Source organism: Pseudomonas sp. NY11955 (assembly GCF_048068035.1).
Lineage (GTDB): Bacteria > Pseudomonadota > Gammaproteobacteria > Pseudomonadales > Pseudomonadaceae > Aquipseudomonas.
This window is the reverse complement of sequence record NZ_JBLUPS010000011.1, coordinates 87,361-107,688: the sequence shown is the minus strand read 5'-3', so window position 1 is coordinate 107,688 and position 20,328 is coordinate 87,361. Positions and strand designations below refer to the sequence as shown.

The 20,328-nt window shown below is 64.4% G+C and carries 16 protein-coding genes; 13 read left to right on the top strand and 3 right to left on the bottom strand.

Features of this window, described 5'->3' with window-relative positions:
- Positions 1-83: 83 nt before the first annotated feature.
- Positions 84-1,136: a bifunctional DNA-binding transcriptional regulator/O6-methylguanine-DNA methyltransferase Ada gene (gene ada, locus ACNFBR_RS20295; protein ID WP_416736504.1), complete on the top strand. Its 1,053-nt coding sequence runs from the start codon at positions 84-86 to the stop codon at positions 1,134-1,136.
- 56 nt (positions 1,137-1,192) lie between these two features.
- Positions 1,193-3,604 (top strand): DUF3772 domain-containing protein, encoded by a 2,412-nt coding sequence (locus ACNFBR_RS20290; RefSeq protein ID WP_416736503.1) that lies wholly within the window; start codon positions 1,193-1,195, stop codon positions 3,602-3,604.
- A gap of 57 nt (positions 3,605-3,661) precedes the next feature.
- On the opposite strand, the gene ACNFBR_RS20285 is transcribed toward ACNFBR_RS20290, so the two are convergent.
- The 3 genes from ACNFBR_RS20285 to ACNFBR_RS20275 all read right to left on the bottom strand — a co-directional run bounded on the left by ACNFBR_RS20285 (position 3,662) and on the right by ACNFBR_RS20275 (position 7,088).
- Positions 3,662-5,092, bottom strand: coding sequence for an aldehyde dehydrogenase family protein (locus tag ACNFBR_RS20285; protein ID WP_416736502.1), 1,431 nt, complete (start codon positions 5,090-5,092; stop codon positions 3,662-3,664).
- A gap of 13 nt (positions 5,093-5,105) precedes the next feature.
- Positions 5,106-6,605 (bottom strand): purine-cytosine permease family protein, encoded by a 1,500-nt coding sequence (locus tag ACNFBR_RS20280; protein ID WP_416736501.1) that lies wholly within the window; start codon positions 6,603-6,605, stop codon positions 5,106-5,108.
- Positions 6,606-6,698: 93 nt separating this feature from the next.
- A complete protein-coding gene (locus ACNFBR_RS20275) occupies positions 6,699-7,088 on the bottom strand; it encodes a YybH family protein (RefSeq protein WP_416736500.1) in 390 nt (129 codons plus the stop codon).
- A gap of 260 nt (positions 7,089-7,348) precedes the next feature.
- On the opposite strand from ACNFBR_RS20275, the gene ACNFBR_RS20270 reads away from it, so the two are divergent.
- The 11 genes from ACNFBR_RS20270 to ACNFBR_RS20220 all read left to right on the top strand — a co-directional run bounded on the left by ACNFBR_RS20270 (position 7,349) and on the right by ACNFBR_RS20220 (position 20,318).
- On the top strand, positions 7,349-7,852 hold the full coding sequence (locus ACNFBR_RS20270; protein WP_012270457.1) for a sigma-70 family RNA polymerase sigma factor: 504 nt from the start codon (positions 7,349-7,351) through the stop codon (positions 7,850-7,852).
- The gene (locus tag ACNFBR_RS20265) at positions 7,849-8,793 is read left to right on the top strand and encodes a FecR domain-containing protein (protein ID WP_416736499.1); all 945 of its coding nucleotides are present in this window, start codon (positions 7,849-7,851) and stop codon (positions 8,791-8,793) included. The genes ACNFBR_RS20270 and ACNFBR_RS20265 overlap by 4 nt, the downstream gene beginning before the upstream one ends.
- 218 nt (positions 8,794-9,011) lie before the next feature.
- The gene (locus tag ACNFBR_RS20260) at positions 9,012-11,432 is read left to right on the top strand and encodes a TonB-dependent siderophore receptor (protein WP_416736498.1); all 2,421 of its coding nucleotides are present in this window, start codon (positions 9,012-9,014) and stop codon (positions 11,430-11,432) included.
- A 207-nt stretch (positions 11,433-11,639) separates the two neighbouring features.
- Positions 11,640-12,659, top strand: coding sequence for a transporter (locus tag ACNFBR_RS20255; RefSeq protein ID WP_416736497.1), 1,020 nt, complete (start codon positions 11,640-11,642; stop codon positions 12,657-12,659).
- Between the two features lie 130 nt (positions 12,660-12,789).
- A complete protein-coding gene (ycaC, locus tag ACNFBR_RS20250) occupies positions 12,790-13,410 on the top strand; it encodes an isochorismate family cysteine hydrolase YcaC (protein ID WP_003247424.1) in 621 nt (206 codons plus the stop codon).
- A 106-nt stretch (positions 13,411-13,516) separates the two neighbouring features.
- Complete coding sequence (gene ppk2 / locus ACNFBR_RS20245; RefSeq protein WP_012270462.1) at positions 13,517-14,335, top strand: polyphosphate kinase 2; 819 nt, start codon at positions 13,517-13,519, stop codon at positions 14,333-14,335.
- Positions 14,336-14,371: 36 nt separating this feature from the next.
- Positions 14,372-15,568, top strand: a complete 1,197-nt coding sequence (locus ACNFBR_RS20240; protein WP_416736496.1) for a monovalent cation:proton antiporter-2 (CPA2) family protein — start codon at positions 14,372-14,374, stop codon at positions 15,566-15,568.
- Between the two features lie 40 nt (positions 15,569-15,608).
- Entirely contained in the window at positions 15,609-16,706 is a 1,098-nt protein-coding gene (locus tag ACNFBR_RS20235; protein WP_416736495.1) for an AI-2E family transporter, read from the top strand.
- Between the two features lie 3 nt (positions 16,707-16,709).
- A complete protein-coding gene (locus tag ACNFBR_RS20230; RefSeq protein ID WP_416736494.1) occupies positions 16,710-18,224 on the top strand; it encodes an efflux transporter outer membrane subunit in 1,515 nt (504 codons plus the stop codon).
- Positions 18,221-19,318 (top strand): HlyD family secretion protein, encoded by a 1,098-nt coding sequence (locus ACNFBR_RS20225; protein ID WP_416736493.1) that lies wholly within the window; start codon positions 18,221-18,223, stop codon positions 19,316-19,318. The genes ACNFBR_RS20230 and ACNFBR_RS20225 overlap by 4 nt, the downstream gene beginning before the upstream one ends.
- Entirely contained in the window at positions 19,308-20,318 is a 1,011-nt protein-coding gene (locus ACNFBR_RS20220; protein ID WP_416736492.1) for a DUF2955 domain-containing protein, read from the top strand. Before ACNFBR_RS20225 ends, ACNFBR_RS20220 begins: the two co-directional genes overlap by 11 nt.
- Positions 20,319-20,328: the final 10 nt, after the last annotated feature.

The following is a 20,328-nucleotide window of genomic DNA, read 5'->3' as shown; positions in this document are numbered from 1 at the left end:
GTATCTGCACAGCGCGATCACTGTGGGAGCGGGCATGCCCGCGAAAGGGCCGGTACAGGTAACAACATATTCGGAAATCAAAGATGAACGCTTACACCACCCTCGACCAACGCTGGCAAGCCGTAGCGTCCCGCGACAGCGCCGCCACCGGCCACTTTGTCTACGCCGTACGCACCACCGGCGTCTACTGCCACCCCGGCTGCAAATCACGCCTGGCCAAGCGCACAAACGTCGAGTTCTACGACACCCCCGCTGCGGCCGAGGCGGCCGGTTACCGCGCCTGCAAACGCTGCATCAGCAAGGCCAGCACCACCCGCCACAGCCAGCTGGTCACCCGTGCCTGTCGCCTGATCGAAACCACTGATCCGGCGCCCAGCCTCGACCAGCTCAGCGCGCAGTTGGCCGTCAGCCCCTTCCACCTGCACCGCCTGTTCAAGGCCGAAACCGGCGTTACCCCCAAGGCCTACGCCACGGCCTTCCGCGCTCGGCGCCTGCGTGCGCACCTGGACGACGGCCAGCGCTCGGTCACCGACGCCATCTACGATGCCGGCTACAACTCCAACAGCCGCTTCTACGAAAGCGCCGACCAGCGGCTGGGCATGCGGCCCCGGCAGTACCGTGCCGGCGGCACAGGGGCAACCATCCACTTCGCGGTCGGCCAGTGCTCACTGGGCGCGATCCTGGTGGCCCAGAGTGAGAAGGGCATTTGCGCCATTCTGCTGGGCGACGACCCCGAAGCCCTGGTGCAAGACCTGCAAGACCAGTTCCCCAAAGCCCGTCTGATTGGCGGCGACAGTGGCTACGAACAGCTGGTTGCCGAAGTGGTGGGCTTCGTCGAGGCCCCGGCGCTTGGCCTGGCCTTGCCGCTGGATGTGCAGGGCACGGCATTCCAGGAGCGGGTGTGGCAGGCGCTGCGCGAGGTGCCGGCCGGCAGCCGGGTCAGCTATACCGACATCGCCGAGCGCATCGGCGCCCCCAAGGCGGTGCGTGCGGTAGCCATGGCCTGCGCGGCCAATCACATTGCCGTCGCCATCCCCTGCCACCGTGTGGTGCGTCGAGATGGCGACATCAGTGGTTACCGTTGGGGCGTGGAGCGCAAACAGCAGTTGTTGAAGCGAGAGACGGCACTCTCCTGATTGCCAGAAGCCGCGTAGAATCCCCCGCCAAATCGAATTGTAAAGAGGAATATTCGATGAGGCGTGTCAGCCTTGCCCGTTATTGCCCAGGCCTGCTGGCCTTGCTGGCCCTGATGCTGGCGCTTGCCAGCCCAGCCTGGTCGGCCCCGGCCACGCCATTGTCCAACCTGGCGGCCGCAGAAGCGCCAGCGCTGGATGAAAACGCCAGCATCGAACAGCTGAGCGACCGACTCGATCAGGTTCGCCAGGGCGTCACCAGCGAGGCCAACGACGACCTGCTGTCGCAACTGCGTCTGGCAGCGATGCAGGTTCAGCGCCAGGCGGATGCCTTGAGCGCTCAGCGCACCACCGATGTGGAAAAGCTCGATGACAAGCTGAAGGTGATTGGCCCGCTGCAGCCGGACGAGGCCGCTACCCTGACCCAGCAGCGCAAGGCACTGGAGGCCGAAAAAAAGGCCCTGGTAACCCAGCGGGATCAGGCCACCAAGCTGACCCAGTCGGCCCGCGACCTGTCCACGCAGATCGTCAACCTGCGCCGCAGCCAGTTCAACTCGCAGATCACCAGCCGTGCCGCATCGCCCCTGAGCCCGGCATTCTGGCAGAGCATCATCCGTCCCACCCAGGACGACGTGTCGCGCCTGCGTGACCTGCGCGGCGAGGCAGCCGATGCCATCAGCAGTGCCTTCAGCGCCGATAACCGCTGGTTGTTCATCACCAGCCTGGTCGCGGCGATTCTGGTCTGGACCTTGGTGCGGCGCGTGCTGGAGCGTTTGCTGGCCAGCGCCATGGTGGGCTGGTTGCCAGAGGGGCGCCTGCGCCGTAGCGCCTTGGCCCTGGGCGTGAGCCTGGCCACCCTGGGTACCATCGCCGGGTCTGTTTCGTTGCTGCGCTGGGGGCTGGAGAGCAGCGCCGAGCTGGGCAGCGACATCGCCAGCCTGACCAATCACATTCTCGCCCTGGTGGTGTTCAGTGCCTTTATCACCGGCCTGGGCCGCGCCATGCTGATGCTGCAGCGCCCGTCCTGGCGGCTACCGCCGATTCACGACGAAGTCGCCAGCGCGCTGGGCTGGTTCCCCAAGGTGCTGGCATTGGCACTGATGGTCATGATGACCATGGAACGGATGAACAGCGTGATCGGTGCCAGCCTGGCGCTGACGGTGGCCGTCAATGGCCTGACTGCGCTGGTGGTCGCGTTCATCTTTGCCGGCGCGTTGCTGCGTTACCGTCGCACCCTGCGCAAGCATGACCTGGAGCGCCCGACGGGCCTGGCCGGGCTGATTCCGTTTGTGATGGTGATCTGGCTGACGTTGATCCTGCTGGCACTGCTCGCCGGCTACCTGACACTTGCCTATTTCCTCACCGCCAAGCTGCTGTGGGTCAGCCTGGTGGTCACCTGTGCCTACTTGCTGACCACCTTCCTTGGCGACCTGTGCGAAACCCTGCTGTCGCCACGTCAGCCTGGTGGCCTGGCGCTGGCCTCTACCCTGGGCCTCGCACCGCGTCATCAGGCACAGGCCAGCACCATCCTGGCCGGCATTGGCCGCACCATCGTGCTGTTCCTGGCGTTGCTGCTGGTGTTGATGCCTTCGGGCACCAGCCCCAGCGAACTGCTGCTGAGCCTGGGTGACTGGGACGGTACCGGCGGCAAGCTGCTCGGTAACCTGAACATCGTGCCGCAGGACATCCTGCTGGCCCTGGCGATCTTCTTCGGTGGCCTGTTCGCCATTCGCGTGGTCAAGCGCTGGCTGAGCGATCGGCTGCTGCCGGAAACCGACATGGACGCCGGCATGCGCGCCTCGCTGGTGACCCTGGTGGGGTACCTGGGCTTCCTGTTCCTGGCCATGCTGGTGATGTCGACCTTGCGCATCAACCTCACCAGCCTGACCTGGGTGGTCAGTGCCCTGTCGGTAGGTATCGGTTTCGGCTTGCAGCAGATCGTGCAGAACTTCATTTCTGGCCTGATCCTGCTGACCGAGCGCCCGGTGAAGGTTGGTGATTGGGTCAGTCTGGCGGGCGTTGAGGGCGATATCCGCCGCATCAACGTGCGTGCCACCGAAATCCAGATGTCCGACCGTTCAACGGTGATCGTGCCCAACTCGCAGTTCATCTCGCAGAACGTGCGCAACGTGACCATGGGCAATGCCTTGGGGGTAGTCGGTATCACCCTGACACTGCCGCTGGAGACCGATGCCAACCACGTGCGTGAGCTGCTGCTGGCGGCCTATCACGAGCATGAGGCGATTCTGGATGCACCGGCTACGTCGGTGTCGTTCAAGGACCTGACGGCCAGTGGCATGGTGATTGGCGTCAGCGGCTACGTGGCCGGGCCGCGGCAGGTCTCTGGCACGCGCAGCGACTTGCTGTTCACCATTCTTGGGCGCCTGCGTGATGAAGGCATTCCCCTGTCTTCGCCGCAAAGCATGGTGTTGGTGCAAGAGGGCGCGCGACCAGCTGACGAATCGAATTGAGCAACCCTGTGGGAGCGGGCTCGCCCGCGAATGGGCCGCAATGCGGCCCTTGCGATGCTAGCCGAGGCACCGTGTCACATGCTTGACCGATTGGTAGGCCGACAACCCCCAAGGCCCCAGTTCGCGGCCGATCCCGCTGCCCTTGGTGCCGCCCCATGAGGTCTCGACGAACACCGCCTGCACCGAGTTGATCCACACGTGGCCAACCTCCAGCGCATCGGCCACGCGCTCGGCCCGTTCCAGGTCAGCAGAGCAGACGGTGGCCACCAGCCCGAAGCGGCTGTCGTTGGCCTCGGCAATCGCCTGTTCCTCACTGGCAAACCGCCGTGCGCACAGCACCGGACCAAAGATTTCCTCGGTCCACAGGCGGCTGTGTTTCGGTACATCGGCATACAGCGTCGGGCTGACGAACCAGCCGTCCCGGTCCAGCGCCTTGCCACCGGCCAGGCACTGCAAACCTTCTTCCCGCGCCGTGGCGAAGTAGCTGGCCACCTTCAGCCATTGCGCCTGGCTGGTCAGCGGGCCCATATCGACCTCTTCGGTCAACGGATTACCCACCTGCAGCTTTTCCAGTGCCGCCTGCAAGCGGGGCAGCAGTGCATCGGCAATACCGTCCTGCACCAGCAGCCGCGAAGTGGCCGAGCACATTTGCCCGGCGTTCCAGCTGATGCCGGCGACGATCCACTCCACGGCCTGGTCTACATCGCAATCATCGAACACCACGATCGCCGACTTGCCGCCCAGCTCCAGCGTGACTGGCCTGCACTGCGCCGATGCGCTACGCATCACCTGGCTGCCGACGCTGTTGCTGCCGGTGAACGACAGCTTGTCCAGGCCATTGTGGTTGCTCAGCGCCGCGCCAGTCTCGGCCTTGCCGTTGACGATGTTCAGCACGCCAGCCGGCAGGCCCAGGGTGTCGGCGATCTGGCCGTAGGCCTGCTCGATCAGCGGGGTGACCTCCGACGGCTTGAGCACCACGGTGCAGCCGGCGGCCAGGGCCGGGGCAAGCTTCCAGGCGCTGGTCACCAGCGGGAAGTTCCACGGCACGATCAGGCCGACCACGCCCACCGGCTCCAGGCGGGTGCGGGCGGTGAAGCCTGGCACGGCCAGCGCTACATCGCGATTCTTCGAAGGCAGCTGTTCTGCCAGCTCGGCGTAGTAGGTAAAGGTGGCAATGGCGTCATCCAGGTCGATCTCGGCCTCATGGCGCGGCTTGCCGTTGTTGCGCATCTGCAGTGCGATCAACGCTTCACGGCGTTGGCCGAGCTGTTCGGCAAAACCGCGCAGGTAGGCGGCGCGCTCGCTGGCGCTGGTGCGTTTCCAGGCGGGCAGGGCGCTGCGGGCAGCGGCCACGGCCTGGTCGACCTGGGCGACGCTGGCCGCCATGAATTCGGTGAACGGTTGCCCGAGCGCAGGGTCGTTGACGCTGATGCAGTCGCTGCCCTGGCCTTCGACCCAATGGCCGGCGATATAGTGGGAAGTGGTCATGGTTGGTATCCAGTCAGGCCATTTCGGCAGTGGTCACAGGCGTGTGCACGGTGCTTTTGCAACGCACCCAACGTGGGCCCTGGGGGCCATACACGCCAGCGGGTTCAGGGAACAGGTTGAGCAGCAGCAGGTACAGCACGCCAGCCAGCCCCAGGGTGACCGGTAGGCTCAGGTCGATGCCGCCGGCCAGGTCGCCCAGCGGGCCGACGAACTGCCCCGGCAGGTTGACGAAGCACAGGCCGACCGCCGCGCTGGGGATCCATGCCCCCATGCCGCGCCAGTTCCAGCCGTGCAGGAACCAGTAGTGGCCGCCACGCTGGCCGCGGGTGAACACCTGCAGGTCGTCCGCGTGGTAGAAGCCGCGGCGGGTAATCAGGCCGAGGATCATGATCACCATCCATGGGCTGGTGCAGGTAATGATCAGCACGGCGAAGGTCGACACGCTCTGCACCAGGTTGAAGGTGAAGCGGCCAATGAAGATGAAACCGATCGCCAGCACGCCGATCAGCAGCGTGGCGCCGGCACGGCTGAGCAAGCGTGGGAACACGCTGGACATGTCCAGGCCGGTGCCGTACAGCGCGGTGGTGCCGGTGGACATGCCGCCGATCACCGCAATCAGGCACACCGGCAGGAAGAACCAGCTTGGCGCTACCGCCAACAGGCCACCCACATAGTTGTTGGCGGCGATGTAGTCCGGTGCCTGGGTGGCGACCAAGGTGGCAGTGCACAGGCCGAACAGGAATGGAATCAGCGTCGCCGCCTGCGCCGCGATCACGGCCAGCATGATGCGTGCCTTGGGGGTTTCTCGCGGGATGTAGCGCGACCAGTCACCCAGGAAGGCGCCAAACGACACCGGGTTGCTCATGGCCAGGATCGCCGCGCCGACGAACGCCGCCCAGAAGCCTGCCTGGCCCAGGTTGACGCTGCCTGCGTAGCCGGCATCGAACGGCCCGGCAAAGGCGACGATACCCAGCAGGAACAGCAGGCTCGAAGCCCACACGGCAATCTTGTTGACCCACAACATGAAGCGGAAGCCGAAGATGCACACCACCAGTACCAGCACCGCGAACAGGCCATAGGCCAGGCCCAGGGTCAGGTCGGTTTCCGGCAGGCCGGCCAGGCGCTTGGCACCGCCGACCAGGGCATCGCCCGAGCTCCACACCGACAGCGAGAAGAACGCCACTGCCGTGAGCAACGACAGGAACGAGCCGACGATACGCCCGTGCACGCCAAAGTGCGCACCCGACGAAACAGCGTTGTTGGTGCCGTTCAGCGCGCCGAACAGGCCCATGGGTGCAAGGATCAGCGCGCCAATGCCAACGCCAAGCAGAATGGCCCACACACCCGCCTGGAACGACAGCCCGAACAGCACCGGGAAGCTGCCCAGCACGGCGGTAGCGAAGGTATTGGCACCGCCGAAGATCAGGCGGAACAGGTCTAGCGGGGCGGCGTCGCGTTGATCGTCGGGGATCTGTTCGACGCCGTTGGTCTCGATACCGGTCGAGTGGCTCATGGTGATGCTCCAGCGCGGTTGTTGTAGCACGCGCAGTGCGCGGGCCTTCTTGTGGGTGCGATGGCAGGGCGGCAGCGCCGCGTAAAAAGGTGATCAGGCCGGTGTAACGACCGACAGGTGCTCGTGGCAGGCCAGCCACTGTTCACCCTGGCGGCGGAAGACAATGGTCTCGCGCTCGCTCAACTGGTGTTCTTCACCGGCGATGCGGATATGCGTGGCCACATCGTGCATGAAGATCGCCACGTCGCCTTGCAGGCTGACCTGGGCGTTGCCCGACTCGCAGGCGAGCACGGCGAAGCCCTCGGCCTGCCACTGGGCCCAGAGATCTTCGTAGGCACGGCGCGACAGCAGCGGTTGCGGCAAGGTATGGAAAAGGAACGTGGCGTCTTCGCTGAAACAGGCGAAATAGCGGGCGGTGTCGTTGCTGGCGAACGCGGCAACGAGGTCGGCGGCGGCTTGGCGCACCTGGAGTGTCTGGTCCACGGCAGTGGCCTCACGGTTTTTGTGATTATGGTGAAGCGATTCTGGTGGTGGTTGGCGGGGGGAAAAATCGCTGGCGGCAAATAATCAGTTCAGGAATTTGTGAAGTGATGGTAGCGACCCAGTAACCGATCAAGTAGTGGAGATGTAGGTGGATGCCATTTGTCTGCTTCCCCGGCAGACGAGTATTGAAAAGCCCATGCATGTAAATAATACTGCTTCCCATTAGCACCCTCGCGTAACCCTGCCCCCGAGGTACTCCCGTGTCGTCGCTGCCCCACAACGCTCAAGTCGGCGAGCTTTACCGTGGCCATCACTCCTGGCTGCGTGGTTGGCTATTCAAGCGCCTGGAGTGCCAGCACCAGGCTGCCGACCTGGCCCAGGACACGTTCCTGCGCCTGCTGGGGCGGGACACCCTCAATGGCCTGCGCGAACCCCGCGCGTTTCTGGCCACCGTCGCCAAGGGGCTGGTGGTGGACCATTACCGTCGGCTGAGCCTGGAGCGCGCCTGGCTCGACAGCCTGGCGGCGTTGCCTGAGCCAGAAGCACCATCAGCCGAAGCGCGGGTGCTGGTGCTGGAAACCCTGGTGGAAATCGACCGCATGCTCGATGGGCTCAAGCCCAAGGTGCGTAGCGCGTTCCTGCTGTCGCAGCTCGACGGGCTGACTTATCCACAAATCGCCGAACAGCTGGGCCTCTCGCTCAGTTCGGTGCAGCAGTACATGACCCAGGCGTTCGGCCACTGCTACCGGGTGCTGTATTCGTGAGCGCGGGGGACCCGACTGAGCAGGTGGTGGCGCAGGCCATCGACTGGCGCGTACGCCTGGCTTCGGGGCTGGCCCAGGTCGAAGAGCTGGAAGCCTGCCAGCGCTGGCGCGGGCTGCACCCAAGCCATGAGCAGGCCTGGCAACGGCTGGCGGTGTTCGACGGGCGCCTGGGGGCGATGCCGCCACCACAGGCAAGCCAGGCCCTGCGTTACCGCGATCGACGCACGGTGCTCAAAGGGCTGGCGTTGCTAGTGGGCAGCTCAGTCGTGGTCGGTAGCGCAAGCCTGGGGTTGCGCGGCTCGCCCTGGCTGGCCGGGCAGCGCACAGCCATGGGCGAGCGCAGGCGCCTGCAACTGCCTGATGGCGGCTGGCTGCAGATGAACAGTGGTAGCGCGCTGGACCTGGAATTCGACGGCCAGCAGCGGCGGGTAAATCTGCTGGCCGGCGAGGTGATGATCCAGACCGGCAAGCAAGGGGCCGAACGGCCATTCTGGGTTGAAACCCCCTTGGGGACCTTGCAGGCATTAGGCACCGGTTTCTCGGTGCGGCTGAACGACGACAGCGCGTTGCTGGCCGTGGAGGAGGGTGCCGTTGCGGTACGGCCAGGTACCTTGCAGCGATCTGCGGCGGTTGTACGCGCGGGGGAGCAGGTGCGTTTCAACCGGCAAAGGGTATTTGCGACCCAGCCATTGGACCGTGACGCACTGGCCTGGCGCGACGGGTATCTGGTCGTTCGGCAGTGGTCTTTGGCGCGTCTGTGTGCCGAGCTTGGGCGTTATCGCAACGGGGTGTTGCGCTGTGACCCTGCAGTAGCGGACTTGTTGATTTCCGGGGTGTTTCCGCTGGACGAGCCGGACCGGGCGCTGGCGGCACTGGGCCGTACTCTGCCCGTAAGAACGCGGTACTTGACCCAGTGGTGGGTGACCCTGGAGCCGGTCTGAATCAAGCGCAACATCTGCACCGGCCTGGCCCCTCGTAGGAGCAGCCTTGTGCTGCGAAGAGGCCCGCATGACGGACGCTTCTCGGACTCTTCGCAGCACAAGGCTGCTCCTACAAGGGGCCAGTGCGGACCTTGGAAAAATATTCTCAATTTCTTTTGCAGTTTTTTCGCCGTGGCTCGGCCTCCTTGCAATTCCGCTCATGACCACAAGGAAACCCCATGGCGTCGTCCCCGCACACCCCGCTTGCCCGCGCCCTGCGTATCGCCCTGCTGGGCCTGAGTGTCAGCCTGCCCCTGGGCAGCCTGGCGCTGGCTGCGCCAAGCCATCACTTCGAAGTCCCGGCGGGTAACCTGGAGGGTGCGCTCAACACCTTCGCCCGCCAGGCCGGCGTGCTGCTGAGCTTCGACCCGGCACTGACACGCGGGCTGAACAGCCGCGGCCTGTCGGGCGATTACCCGGTCGATGCTGGCTTCGCCACCTTGCTCGGCAATACCGACCTGGCCGCCGAGGCCAGCAGCGATGGTAGCTGGCGCCTGGTGCGCGCAGGTGCCGAGGGCACCGTCACCCTTCAGGCACAGACCATTTCCGCCCTGGGCGAAGAGAACCCACTGGGGCCGGTGGGCAGCTATGTGGCCAAGCGCAGTGTCACTGCAACCAAGACCGACACGCCGATCCATGAGACCCCGCAGTCGATCTCGGTGGTCACCCGTGAGCGCATGGAGGCCCAAGGCGTGCAGTCGGTCAACGAGGCCCTGCGCTACACCCCAGGCGTGTCTTCCTATGGCGCCAACAACCGCTCCGACTGGTACACGGTGTTACGGGGCTTCTCGCCCACGACCTATCTGGACGGCCTGCAACTGCCGACCACGATCAACCTGGCCAGCTGGATGGTCGACCCCTACATGCTCGAACGTGTCGAAGTGCTGCGCGGTCCGGCGGGCGTCTTGTATGGGCAGGGCGACCCTGGCGGGGTGATCAACCAGGTGTCCAAGCGCCCGAGCACTGTCAGCAGCCACGAAATCCAGGCCCAGTACGGCACTGATGCGCGCCGCCAACTGGGCTTCGACAGCACTGGCGCGTTGGATGACGAGGGCGTTTGGAGCTACCGCATAACGGCCATCGGCCATGAAGCCAATATTCGCGATACCCCTTGGGAGGACAAGCGCCAGGCAGTCGCTGCCGCCCTGACCTGGCAGCCGTCCGCAGACACCCGGCTGACCGTAATGGGCAACTACCTGGCGGACGACTCCAACGCCCAGGACAACTTCCTGCCGGCAGTTGGTACATTGTCCCACTCGCCCTACGGCAAGATCGGTCGCGATACCTTTACCGGCGACAAGCATTTCTCCAAGTACGAGAAGACCCAATACAGCCTTGGCTACGAATTCGAAACGCGCCTGAACGACGTCTGGCAGCTGCGCCAGAACCTGCGCTATTCGCACCTGGACCTGAACGACAACATGGTCTTCGGTGTTGGTACTACCGCCTACTACGGCATGGAGGGCGGTGACGAGCGCACGCTGCTACGCTACGCCGGCATCGAAAACCCCAAGTACAGCCGCTGGGCTGTGGATAACCAGGCCCAGGCCGACTTCAGCACTGGCGATATCCGCCATACCCTGCTCATCGGCGTGGACTGGCAGCGCCAGCAGACTTCCGACCCGCAGGCCTACATCCTCACCACCCCCGTCGACCTGTATGGCGGCGCCGACTATGGCCCGGTCGACCCCAGCCAGTTCACCCCGGACACCTGGAGCTACAGCCACCAGACCAGCCGACAGACCGGGTTGTACCTGCAAGACCAGCTGCATTTCGACGACCACTGGGTACTGACCCTGGGCGGCCGCTATGACTGGGCCACATCGCAAACCCGCAACTGGACCGATGCTGGCTCCGATCCTGAAATACGGACACGTGACGAGGCGTTCAGTGGCCGGGTTGGCCTGGTGTATCTGGCCGATAACGGCCTCGCGCCTTACCTGAGCTACAGCGAAGGTTTCACGCCAAACCCCGGCACCGATGCCAACAACCAGCCATTCGAGCCCACCGAAGCCAAGCAATACGAAGCGGGCATCAAGTATCAGCCACCGGGGTCGAACAGCTCGATAACCGCCGCTGTATTCGAGATTACCCAGGACAACGTGCTGACCACCGCACCAGGCAACCCCAACGACAAGGTGCAGACAGGGCAGGTGCGCTCGCGTGGCATCGAGTTGGAAGGGGTGGCCAGCCTGAGCAACGAACTCAACCTGATCGCTACCTACACCTATCAGGACGTGAAGGTGACCAAGGCCAATGACGAGACCGATGGCAAGACGCCGATCAGCATCCCGACACCGCGCAATCTAGCCTCGGTATGGGCTGACTACACCTTGCAAGATGGGCTGCTCAAGGGCCTGGGGTTCGGCGCCGGGGTGCGCTACACCGGTCGCAACCCGGGGGCACCGGACAACTCGCTGAACGTGCCGGCCTATACCTTGCTGGATGCGGCCGTGCATTACGAAACCGGGCCGTGGCGGTTTGCGGTAAACGCCAGCAACCTGGCCGACAAGGAGTACGTGGCGGGTTGCTATGACGCCACCCGATGCATCTACGGTAATGGGCGCACGGTGCTGGGCACGGCCACCTATCGCTGGTAGACACCGAACCCTGTGGGAGCGGGCATGCCCGCGAAAAACGCGACGCGGTGCATGGCACCGGCTTCGCCGGTGTTCGCGGGCTCGCCCGCTCCCACAGGTTTCCACAGGCACTCACAGGGGCAGTGTCGCTGAAGGTTGCTGTCATCTGGCTGCAACGAATATTCAGCAACATTTCTGCCATCTCCCCGTGCCTCATTGCGAGTTCGAATGGGCCATCCCGCGCTGCACCTGCCACAGGACCACGACCTGTTCGGCCTGCTCTACGCCTTTGCCTTCCGCCCCGGCCAGCCAGGGCGCGAAATCGACTCGGCGCAGTTGCTGCACAAGCTCGGCCAGCCGCTAGAGCCTGGCGAGTTTCTCTGGGTGCACCTGAACCTGGCCCACGCTGCCTGCGAACGCTGGCTGCGCACCCACCTGCAGTTGCCCGACGCTTACTTCGAAACCCTGCGCGAAGGTTCCCGCTCGACCCGCATCGAGCATGCCGACTCGGCACTGCTGGCCGTGGTCAACGACGTGGTGTTCAACTTCGGCCTGGTGTCGTCGGACATTTCCACGCTGTGGGCCTGTGCCAGCAGCCAGTTGCTGGTCAGTGCGCGCTTGCAGCCGTTGCACTCGGTGGACAAGCTGCGTTCGTCGGTCAAACAGGGCGAGCGTTTTCATTCGTCCATCGAGCTGTTGGTCCACCTGCTGCGCGACCAGGGCGATGTGCTGACCCAGATCGTGCGTGAAACCACCACCAGCGTCGACCGTATCGAGGACCAGCTGCTGTCCCAGCGCCTGAGCGACAACCGTGCCGAGCTGGGCAGCATGCGCCGGGTGCTGGTGCGCTTGCAGCGCCTGCTGGCGCTGGAGCCGGGGGCACTGCTGCGCCTGCTCAATCGCCCGCCGGAGTGGCTGCAGGAACAAGACATCCGCCAACTGCGTGCGGCCACAGAAGAGTTCACCCTGGTGATCAGCGACCTCACTGCCCTGGGCGAGCGGATCAAGCTGTTGCAAGAAGAAATTGCCGCCAAGCTCAACGAACAGACCAACCGCACTCTGTTCACCCTGACCGTGGTAACGGTGCTGGCGCTGCCGATCAACATCATCGCCGGCTTCTTCGGCATGAACGTCGGCGGCGTGCCCCTGGCGGAAAACCCCCATGGCTTCTGGGTGCTGGTGGCCCTGGTGGCGACGTTCACCGTGCTGGTGGGGCGCTGGGCGTTTCGCAAGCGCCGAGAATATTGAGACTGAGCCGGCCTCTTCGCGGGCGTGCCCGCGAAGAAGCCGGGAGCATGCGAACCGACTGACGGTCTCTCCCACCCCTCATCCTTGCCTACGCTGAAGTTCCCAACCCGCTGAAGCAAGGAGATCCACCGTGACCTTCCAATACAAGCGTCTGGACAAGAACAACGCCGCCGTGCTGCTGGTCGACCACCAGACCGGCCTGCTCTCGCTGGTAAGGGACATCGACCCCGACCGCTTCAAGAACAACGTGCTGGCCCTGTCTGACCTGGCCAAGTACTTCAAGCTGCCGACCATCCTCACCACCAGCTTCGAGACCGGCCCCAACGGCCCGCTGGTGCCGGAACTGAAAGAGCAGTTCCCCGACGCCCCCTACATTGCACGCCCAGGCAACATCAACGCCTGGGACAACGAAGACTTCGTCAAAGCGGTAAAAGCCACCGGCAAGAAACAGCTGCTGATCGCCGGGGTCGTCACCGAAGTGTGCGTGGCCTTTCCGGCCTTGTCGGCACTGGAAGAGGGCTTCGAGGTGTTCGTCGTCACCGACGCCTCTGGCACCTTCAACGAACTGACCCGTGATTCGGCTTGGCGGCGCATGGAGGCTGCCGGTGCGCAACTGATGACCTGGTTTGGCGTAGCGTGCGAGCTGCACCGCGACTGGCGCAATGACATCGAAGGGCTGGGAACCCTGTTCTCCAACCATATCCCGGACTACCGCAACCTGATGACCAGTTACAACAAGCTGGCCAAATAACGCCTTTTGGGGGCTGCACGGCAGCCCCCGAATCAATCTGCAAGCGAAGCGGCAAACCGTCATGAATCGACCATACTGACTCTTCATTCGCCCTCAGGAGAGTGTCATGTCGAAGCCGTCCAGGAAGAAACCCACCCAGGAGCAGCCAGAAAAACTGGGCGGCAAGGCCTACGAAAAAGCGCTCAGGAACCTGCATGTAGAGTTGGTGAAGCTGCAGGAGTGGGTGGTAGCCAAGGGCCTGAAGGTGTGCATTGTCTTCGAAGGCCGCGATGGCGCCGGCAAGGGCGGCACCATCAAGGCCATTACCGAGCGTGTCAGCCCGCGGGTGTTCCGCGTGGTGGCGCTGCCGGCGCCGACCGAACGGGAAAAATCCCAGATGTACCTGCAGCGCTACCTGGGGCACCTGCCAGCGGCAGGCGAAGTGGTGATCTTCGATCGCAGTTGGTACAACCGTGCGGGGGTCGAGCGGGTCATGGGCTTCTGCTCCGATGAGCAAGTGGACAAGTTCCTGACCGGTGTGCCGGTGTTCGAAAAGGTCATGGTCGAGTCGGGGATCATCCTCATCAAGTACTGGCTCGAAGTCAGCGCCGAAGAGCAGACCCGGCGTCTGCAGGATCGCATCACCGACGGCCGCAAACTGTGGAAGCTGTCGCCGATGGACCTCAAGTCGTACACCCGCTGGGATGACTATACCCAGGCCCGCGACGACATGTTCCAGGCGTCGGATACCGCCTGGGCGCCGTGGTTCATGGCCCATTCCAACGACAAGCGTCGCGCCCGGCTGAACATCATCAGCCATCTGCTCAGCCGTATTCCCTACAAAGACATCACCCGTGAACAGCTGGTGAAGCTGCCCAAACGCGGCAAGATCGGCAAGTACAAGGCTGTGGCCTACCCGTTCAAGGTCGTCGAAGAACGCTTCTGAACCCCTCCCTGCTGGGAGCTGCGAAGGTACGAGCTCATGCCACATGACGGCAGCCTGTTGCAGGCGACGGTGGTATTCCTCTTGGCTGTGGTGCTTCTGGTACCGCTGGCGCAACGCCTGAAAATGGGGGCGGTACCGGGTTACCTGTTGGCGGGTATCCTGATTGGTCCGTCGGTGCTTGGCCTGCTCGGCAACCCGGACAACGTGGCGCGGCTGTCGGAGATGGGCGTGGTCATGCTGCTGTTCGTGATCGGCCTGGAGCTATCCCCACGGCGCTTGTGGACCATGCGCCGGGCGCTGTTTGGCATTGGCAGTTTGCAAGTGGGGCTGACCGCCGTGCTGCTCGGGCTGCTGGCGTATTGGCTGTTCGATCAGTCGCGGGCTGCTGCCATCGTGCTGGGGCTGGGCCTGGCCCTGTCGTCCACCGCCTTCGGCTTGCAGGTACTGGCCGAGCGCAAGGACCTGGGCAAGCCACACGGTCGCCTGGCCGTGGCCATCTTGTTGTTCCAGGACATTGCCGCCATTCCCCTGATTGCCGTGGTGCCGTTGCTCGGTGGCGATGTCAGCACCGCCGACGAAGGTGCCTGGCCATTGCTGGCCGTGGCGGTCGGCATTGGCGTGCTGATCGTTTTTGGCCGCTATCTGTTGACCCCGGTGTTCAAGTGGACGGTGGGTTCGGGCCTGCCCGAGCTGTCAACCGCCACGGCCTTGCTGGTGGTGCTGGGTACCGCCTGGTTGATGGAACACGTGGGTGTGTCGATGGCGCTGGGCGCCTTCCTGGCCGGCGTGTTGATGGCCGAGTCGCCTTTTCGCCACGAACTGGAAACCCAGATCGAGCCAATCAAGGGCCTGCTGCTGGGGCTGTTCTTTGTTGGCGTGGGCATGAGCGCCGACCTGCGCCTGTTGCTCGGCATGCCACTGATAGTGCTGGGGCTGACCGTGCTGCTGGTCGCCATCAAGCTGCCCTTGCTGTATGGCCTGGGGCGCACGCTTGGCGGCCTCAACCAGGCCCAGGCGCTGTGCCTGGGCGTGGTGCTGGCCTCGGGGGGCGAGTTCGCCTTCGTGGTGTTCAAGTTGGCGCTGGACCACCAGGTACTCACCCAGCAGGTACACGACCTGCTGGTACTGGCCATCACCTTGTCGATGGCGGTGGTGCCCTTGGTAATGATGGCCCTGGCGCGGCAACTGCGCGATGACCGCCAGGTGCAGGCATCCCCTGAAACGGACCAGTGAATTGCGCCTTGCTGGCGCATTGAATGTAGGGAGGTGAATCATGCAGTCGAGTTTCAAACTGGACAGCGCCCTGTCGCGGGGCTTGCTCGATGTGCTCATCAAGGCTGGCCTGGTGGCCGCCTTGGTGATCTTCGCCTTCCAGGTGTTCCAGCCGTTCCTGGAGTTGATGCTGTGGGCAGTGATCCTGGCGGTCACGTTGTACCCGTTGCATTGTCGTATCCAGCGCCGCACCGGGCTCAAGCATGGCTATGCGGCGACGCTGGTGGTGCTGCTGGTACTGGTGGTGCTGTTGGTGCCGATCTACCTCGTGGTGATGTCCATCGGTGAATCGGTGGACAGCCTGGTGACGTTGCTCAAGAGCGGTGCCTGGAGTGTGCCGGTCCCCCCTGACTCCGTGGCGACCTGGCCACTGATCGGGCCGAAGGTGCATGCGCTGTGGTTGGCGGCCTCCGAAAACATGGCCAGTGTACTGAATCAGTGGATGCCACAGATCAAGGGTGCCGGGCTTACGGTGTTGGGCGCTGCGGCCAGCGCCGGTGGCGCCTTCCTGCTGTTCATCGGCGCGATCATCATTTCCGGGGTCATCATGGCCTTTGGCGACCGTGGTGAAATCGCTGCGCAGCGTATCGCCATGCGGGTTTCAGGCGAAGAGCGCGGTAAACCCTTGGCCACGCTGTGCACGGCCACCATTCGCGCGGTGGCGCAGGGGGTGATCGGTATCGCTTTCATCCAGATGCTGCTGATCGGTGTCGGCTTCGTCATCAAAGGCGTACCAGGGGCAGGCATGCTGGCCATCGTCATCCTCATGCTGGGGATTGCCCAAGCCCCGGCCACCTTGGTCACGGTGCCGGTAATCATTTATGTGTTCAACACCGAAGGTTTCACGGTGGCGGCCATCGTTTTCGCCATCTACACCTTCGTCGCCGGCCTGGCTGACAACGTACTCAAACCGCTGCTGCTGGGGCGCGGGGTCGATGTACCGATGCCCGTGGTGCTGATCGGGGCACTGGGCGGCATGGTGGTCAAAGGCATCATCGGTTTGTTCATTGGTCCGGTAATTCTTGGCGTGACCTACGTGTTGTTCTGGCAATGGGTCGCCCTGCAGGTACCGGAGCAACCGGCACCTCCCGCCGCCTGAGCCATGCCCAACTGCTGCTATGGCTTGGGGTTGCTGATGCTGCTGGCCGGCTGCACCCAGGTCGGACCGGATTTCGAAAAGCCCCAGGTCCCGTGGTTGGACGGCTGGAGTACACCCGTGCTGGAGCAGGCAGGGCGTAGCGCCGCAACCCCTGACCTGCGCCAGTGGTGGGGGGTGTTTGCCGACCCGATGCTGGACGCGTTGATTGCCGAGGCCGACGCCAACAACACCAACCTGCGCGTGGCGGGCTTGCGGATCGCAGAAGCCCGTGCCCAATTGGCGATCGTACAGACTGGGCGTTATCCGCAGCTGCAGCAACTCAGGGCGCAGAGCCTGTATCTGAAGCAGGACCAGTCAGGCACTTCCACCGCCCGTGATTCAGTGTTCTGGCAATCCAGCGTCGGCTTCGACATTGGCTGGGAAATCGATTTCTGGGGCCGCTTCAGTCGTGCCATCGAAAGCGCCGATGCCGCCTACTTTGCCTCCCAGGCCAATTACGCCGACGCCATGTTGCTGCTGCGTGCGCAAGTGGCCGACACGTACTTTGCCCTGCGTACCACCGAGGCGCGGCTGGATATCGCGCAAGAGAACGGTAAGCGCCAGGCGCGCAGCCTGGAAATCACCGAGCGGCTGTTCCGCCATGGCGAACATGACGAACTCGACTGGCAGCAGGCGCGTACCCAATACCTGGCCACCTTGGCCACCATCCCCGAGTTCGAGAACCAGCTCAACGCCCTGCGCAATGTGCTGTGCGCGTTGCTGGGGCGCCCGCCCGGGCCGCTACCGCAGTTGGACGCCGGCCATGGCCAGTTGCCGTTACCCCAGCGCGCAGTGCTGCAGGACGTGCCTGCCAGCCTGCTGCAGCGCCGCCCGGACATCCGCGCCGCCGAACAAGCGGTGGCGGCGCAGTCGGCGTTGGTTGGGGTAGCCGAGGCCGACCTTTATCCACAGCTGAGCCTGCTCGGCAGTATTGGCTGGACCTTTCTATCGGCCAATCACCTACCCAACACCTTTGACCTGGCAGCCGGCCCGAGCCTGATCTGGAACCCGTTCGACTATGGCCGGCGCAAGAATGCCGTGCGTGTGGAAGATGCCCGCTTGCAGCAACTGATCGAGCTGTACCAACAGGACGTGCGCGAAGCCGCCCGTGAAGCCGACGATGCGGCCAGCGGGCTGGTGCGCTCGCTACAGAGTGCAAGCATTCGTGACCAGGCTTCCCAGGCTGCGCAGCGCTCGCTGAACCTGGCCAGCTCGCAGTACCGCGAAGGCTTTGCCGACTTCCAGCGGGTACTCGATGCCCAGCAACTGCTGTTGCAGCAACAGGACGGTTACCTGGTCAGCCGTGGCAACGCGGTCAGCAGCCTGGTGACGTTATACAAGGCCCTGGGTGGCGGTTGGGACGCCAACCGCGCACCGATCGACCCAGCCACCCGCCAGCACATGCAGCAACGCACCGACTGGGGCGAGCTGCTCGACGCGCCAGCCCCCAGCGCACATGCACAAGGTGAAACCGAATGAGCGACACCACGCCAACGCCGCCCCCGTCAGCCCCGGATCGCGGCATGCGCTGGGTGCTGTTGCTGATTGCCGTGAGCCTGCTCTGGTACTTGCTGGCAGACCGCTTCACGCCGTACACCCAGCAAGCCCGCCTGCAGGCCTACGTGGTGCCGGTGGCCGCCGAAGTGGCCGGGCAGATCAAGCGCGTGGCAGTAGGCAACAACCAGGAGGTGCGCCAGGGCGATGTGCTGTTCGAACTCGATCAAGAACAGTACCGCATTGCCCTGGCCCGCGCCGAAGCCGACCTCGATACCGTGCGCCGGCAGATCGGCGCCAGTACCGCTGGCATCGACTCGGCTCAGGCGGCCTTGGTGGCGGCCCAGGCCAACGAGCGCAAGGCGCGGCAGGACGCCGAACGCCTCAAGCGGCTGATCGACGAAGACCCAGGCACCGTGTCGGTACGCCGCCTGGAAGGTGCCCAGGCCACACGCGACCAGGCCATTAGCCAGGTGGCGGCGGCCCGTGCCGAAGTGCAGCGTGCCCGCGAGCAGCAGGGGGGCGCGCAGGAGGACAACGCCCAGTTGCGCAGCGCCGCGGCCAACGTGGAAAAAGCCCGCCTGGACCTTGCCCGTACCGTGGTGCGCGCCGATGCGAACGGGCTGATCACCGACCTGCGCACCGACGTTGGCCACTATGTTGGGGCGGGCAGCCCGATGATGACCCTGATCAGTATCCATGACGTGTGGATAAGTGCCGACATGACCGAGAACAACCTCGGCCGCCTGCGCCCCGACACCCCGGTGCTGGTGGTGCTCGATGCGCTGCCCGGCACCGTGTTGAAGGGCCGCATACGCAGCATTGGCTATGGCGTGAGCGTGGGCCAGGGCACCCCGCCGGGTACGCTGCCGACCGTGCAGAACAGCCGCGAGTGGCTGCGTTCGGCGCAGCGTTTCCCGGTGATCGTCGAGCTGGAGCGCGACCAGCTTCAGGACAAGACCGTATTGCGGGTCGGTGGCCAAGCCGAGGTCATGGCCCTGCCCGGTGAAGGCAACCCACTGAACCTGCTGGGCCGGTTGTTCATGTGGCTGATGAGCTGGCTGTCGTATGCCTATTGAGTTGCGCCGCCTGCGCGCCCTGCGCCTGGCCTGGGGCGTGGCGCTGTGCCTGGCGGTGAGTTTTGGCGTCGGCTTGCCGGTGCCGATCCTGGCACCGGTGTTTGCGGTGTTGCTGCTGGCCATGCGCAGCCAGCCACTGCCCCTGCGTGCGGCGCCGGCCCTGGCGGTGCTGGTGCTGCTTGCCTGTGGTAGCGGGTTATTGCTGATTCCGCTGTTGCGCCACGCCCCGGTGAGCGGGGTGTTGCTGGTGGGCGTGGGCGTGTTCCTGACCTTGCGTTACGCGCTGACGGGCGGCAACGGCCTGCTGGCAAACCTGCTGGTGGTCGGCCTGACCATGATCGCCGCTGCCGGCACCAGCGACTTCACGCTGGCGTTGTCGGTGGTCGAAGCGCTGGCCAAGGGCATGCTGTTGGCGGTACTGGGCACGACAGTGGTGCATGTACTTTTCCCCGAACCTGCCGGTGCGCCGGTACAGCCCGCACCGCCACTGCTGGCCAGCGAGCATGTCAGCTGGGTGGCGCTGCGTGCCACGCTGATTGTGATGCCGGCATTTCTGCTGGCGCTGATCGCCCCGGACCAGTACATGCCGCTGATCATGAAAGCAGTCAGCGTGGGGCAACAGGCTGGCGAAACCCGCGCACGGCACGCCAGCCGTGAGTTGATCGGTTCGACCTTGCTTGCCGGGGTGTTGGCGATTGTGCTGTGGGGGGCGTTGAGCCTGTTCGTGCACCTGTGGATGTTCTTCCTGTGGGTGCTGCTGTTCGCCCTCTGGCAGGCGCGGCGGCTGTACCAGGCCGTGTCGAACCGCCAGAGCCCGGCGTACTGGGTCAGTTGCCTGACGACAATGCTTATCCTGCTGGGGCAGTCGGTGCAGGACAGTGCGGGTGGGCAGGATGTGTACAAGGCGTTTGCGGTGCGCATGGCATTGTTTTTGGCGGTGTCAGTGTATGCCAGTGCCATGCTTATCTGGATTGATCGGCTTCGGGTTCGGGCGGTTTAGCACTTCTGTT

What these genes read in the sequence shown, in the direction of transcription:
- ada (WP_416736504.1), top strand. Translation starts at nt 84, where the DNA reads ATGAACGCTTACACCACCCTCGACCAACGCTGGCAAGCCGTAGCGTCC.
- ACNFBR_RS20290 (WP_416736503.1), top strand. Translation starts at nt 1,193, where the DNA reads ATGAGGCGTGTCAGCCTTGCCCGTTATTGCCCAGGCCTGCTGGCCTTG.
- ACNFBR_RS20285 (WP_416736502.1), bottom strand. Translation starts at nt 5,092, where the DNA reads ATGACCACTTCCCACTATATCGCCGGCCATTGGGTCGAAGGCCAGGGC.
- ACNFBR_RS20280 (WP_416736501.1), bottom strand. Translation starts at nt 6,605, where the DNA reads ATGAGCCACTCGACCGGTATCGAGACCAACGGCGTCGAACAGATCCCC.
- ACNFBR_RS20260 (WP_416736498.1), top strand. Translation starts at nt 9,012, where the DNA reads ATGGCGTCGTCCCCGCACACCCCGCTTGCCCGCGCCCTGCGTATCGCC.
- ACNFBR_RS20255 (WP_416736497.1), top strand. Translation starts at nt 11,640, where the DNA reads ATGGGCCATCCCGCGCTGCACCTGCCACAGGACCACGACCTGTTCGGC.
- ppk2 (WP_012270462.1), top strand. Translation starts at nt 13,517, where the DNA reads ATGTCGAAGCCGTCCAGGAAGAAACCCACCCAGGAGCAGCCAGAAAAA.
- ACNFBR_RS20240 (WP_416736496.1), top strand. Translation starts at nt 14,372, where the DNA reads ATGCCACATGACGGCAGCCTGTTGCAGGCGACGGTGGTATTCCTCTTG.
- ACNFBR_RS20235 (WP_416736495.1), top strand. Translation starts at nt 15,609, where the DNA reads ATGCAGTCGAGTTTCAAACTGGACAGCGCCCTGTCGCGGGGCTTGCTC.
- ACNFBR_RS20230 (WP_416736494.1), top strand. Translation starts at nt 16,710, where the DNA reads ATGCCCAACTGCTGCTATGGCTTGGGGTTGCTGATGCTGCTGGCCGGC.
- ACNFBR_RS20225 (WP_416736493.1), top strand. Translation starts at nt 18,221, where the DNA reads ATGAGCGACACCACGCCAACGCCGCCCCCGTCAGCCCCGGATCGCGGC.
- ACNFBR_RS20220 (WP_416736492.1), top strand. Translation starts at nt 19,308, where the DNA reads ATGCCTATTGAGTTGCGCCGCCTGCGCGCCCTGCGCCTGGCCTGGGGC.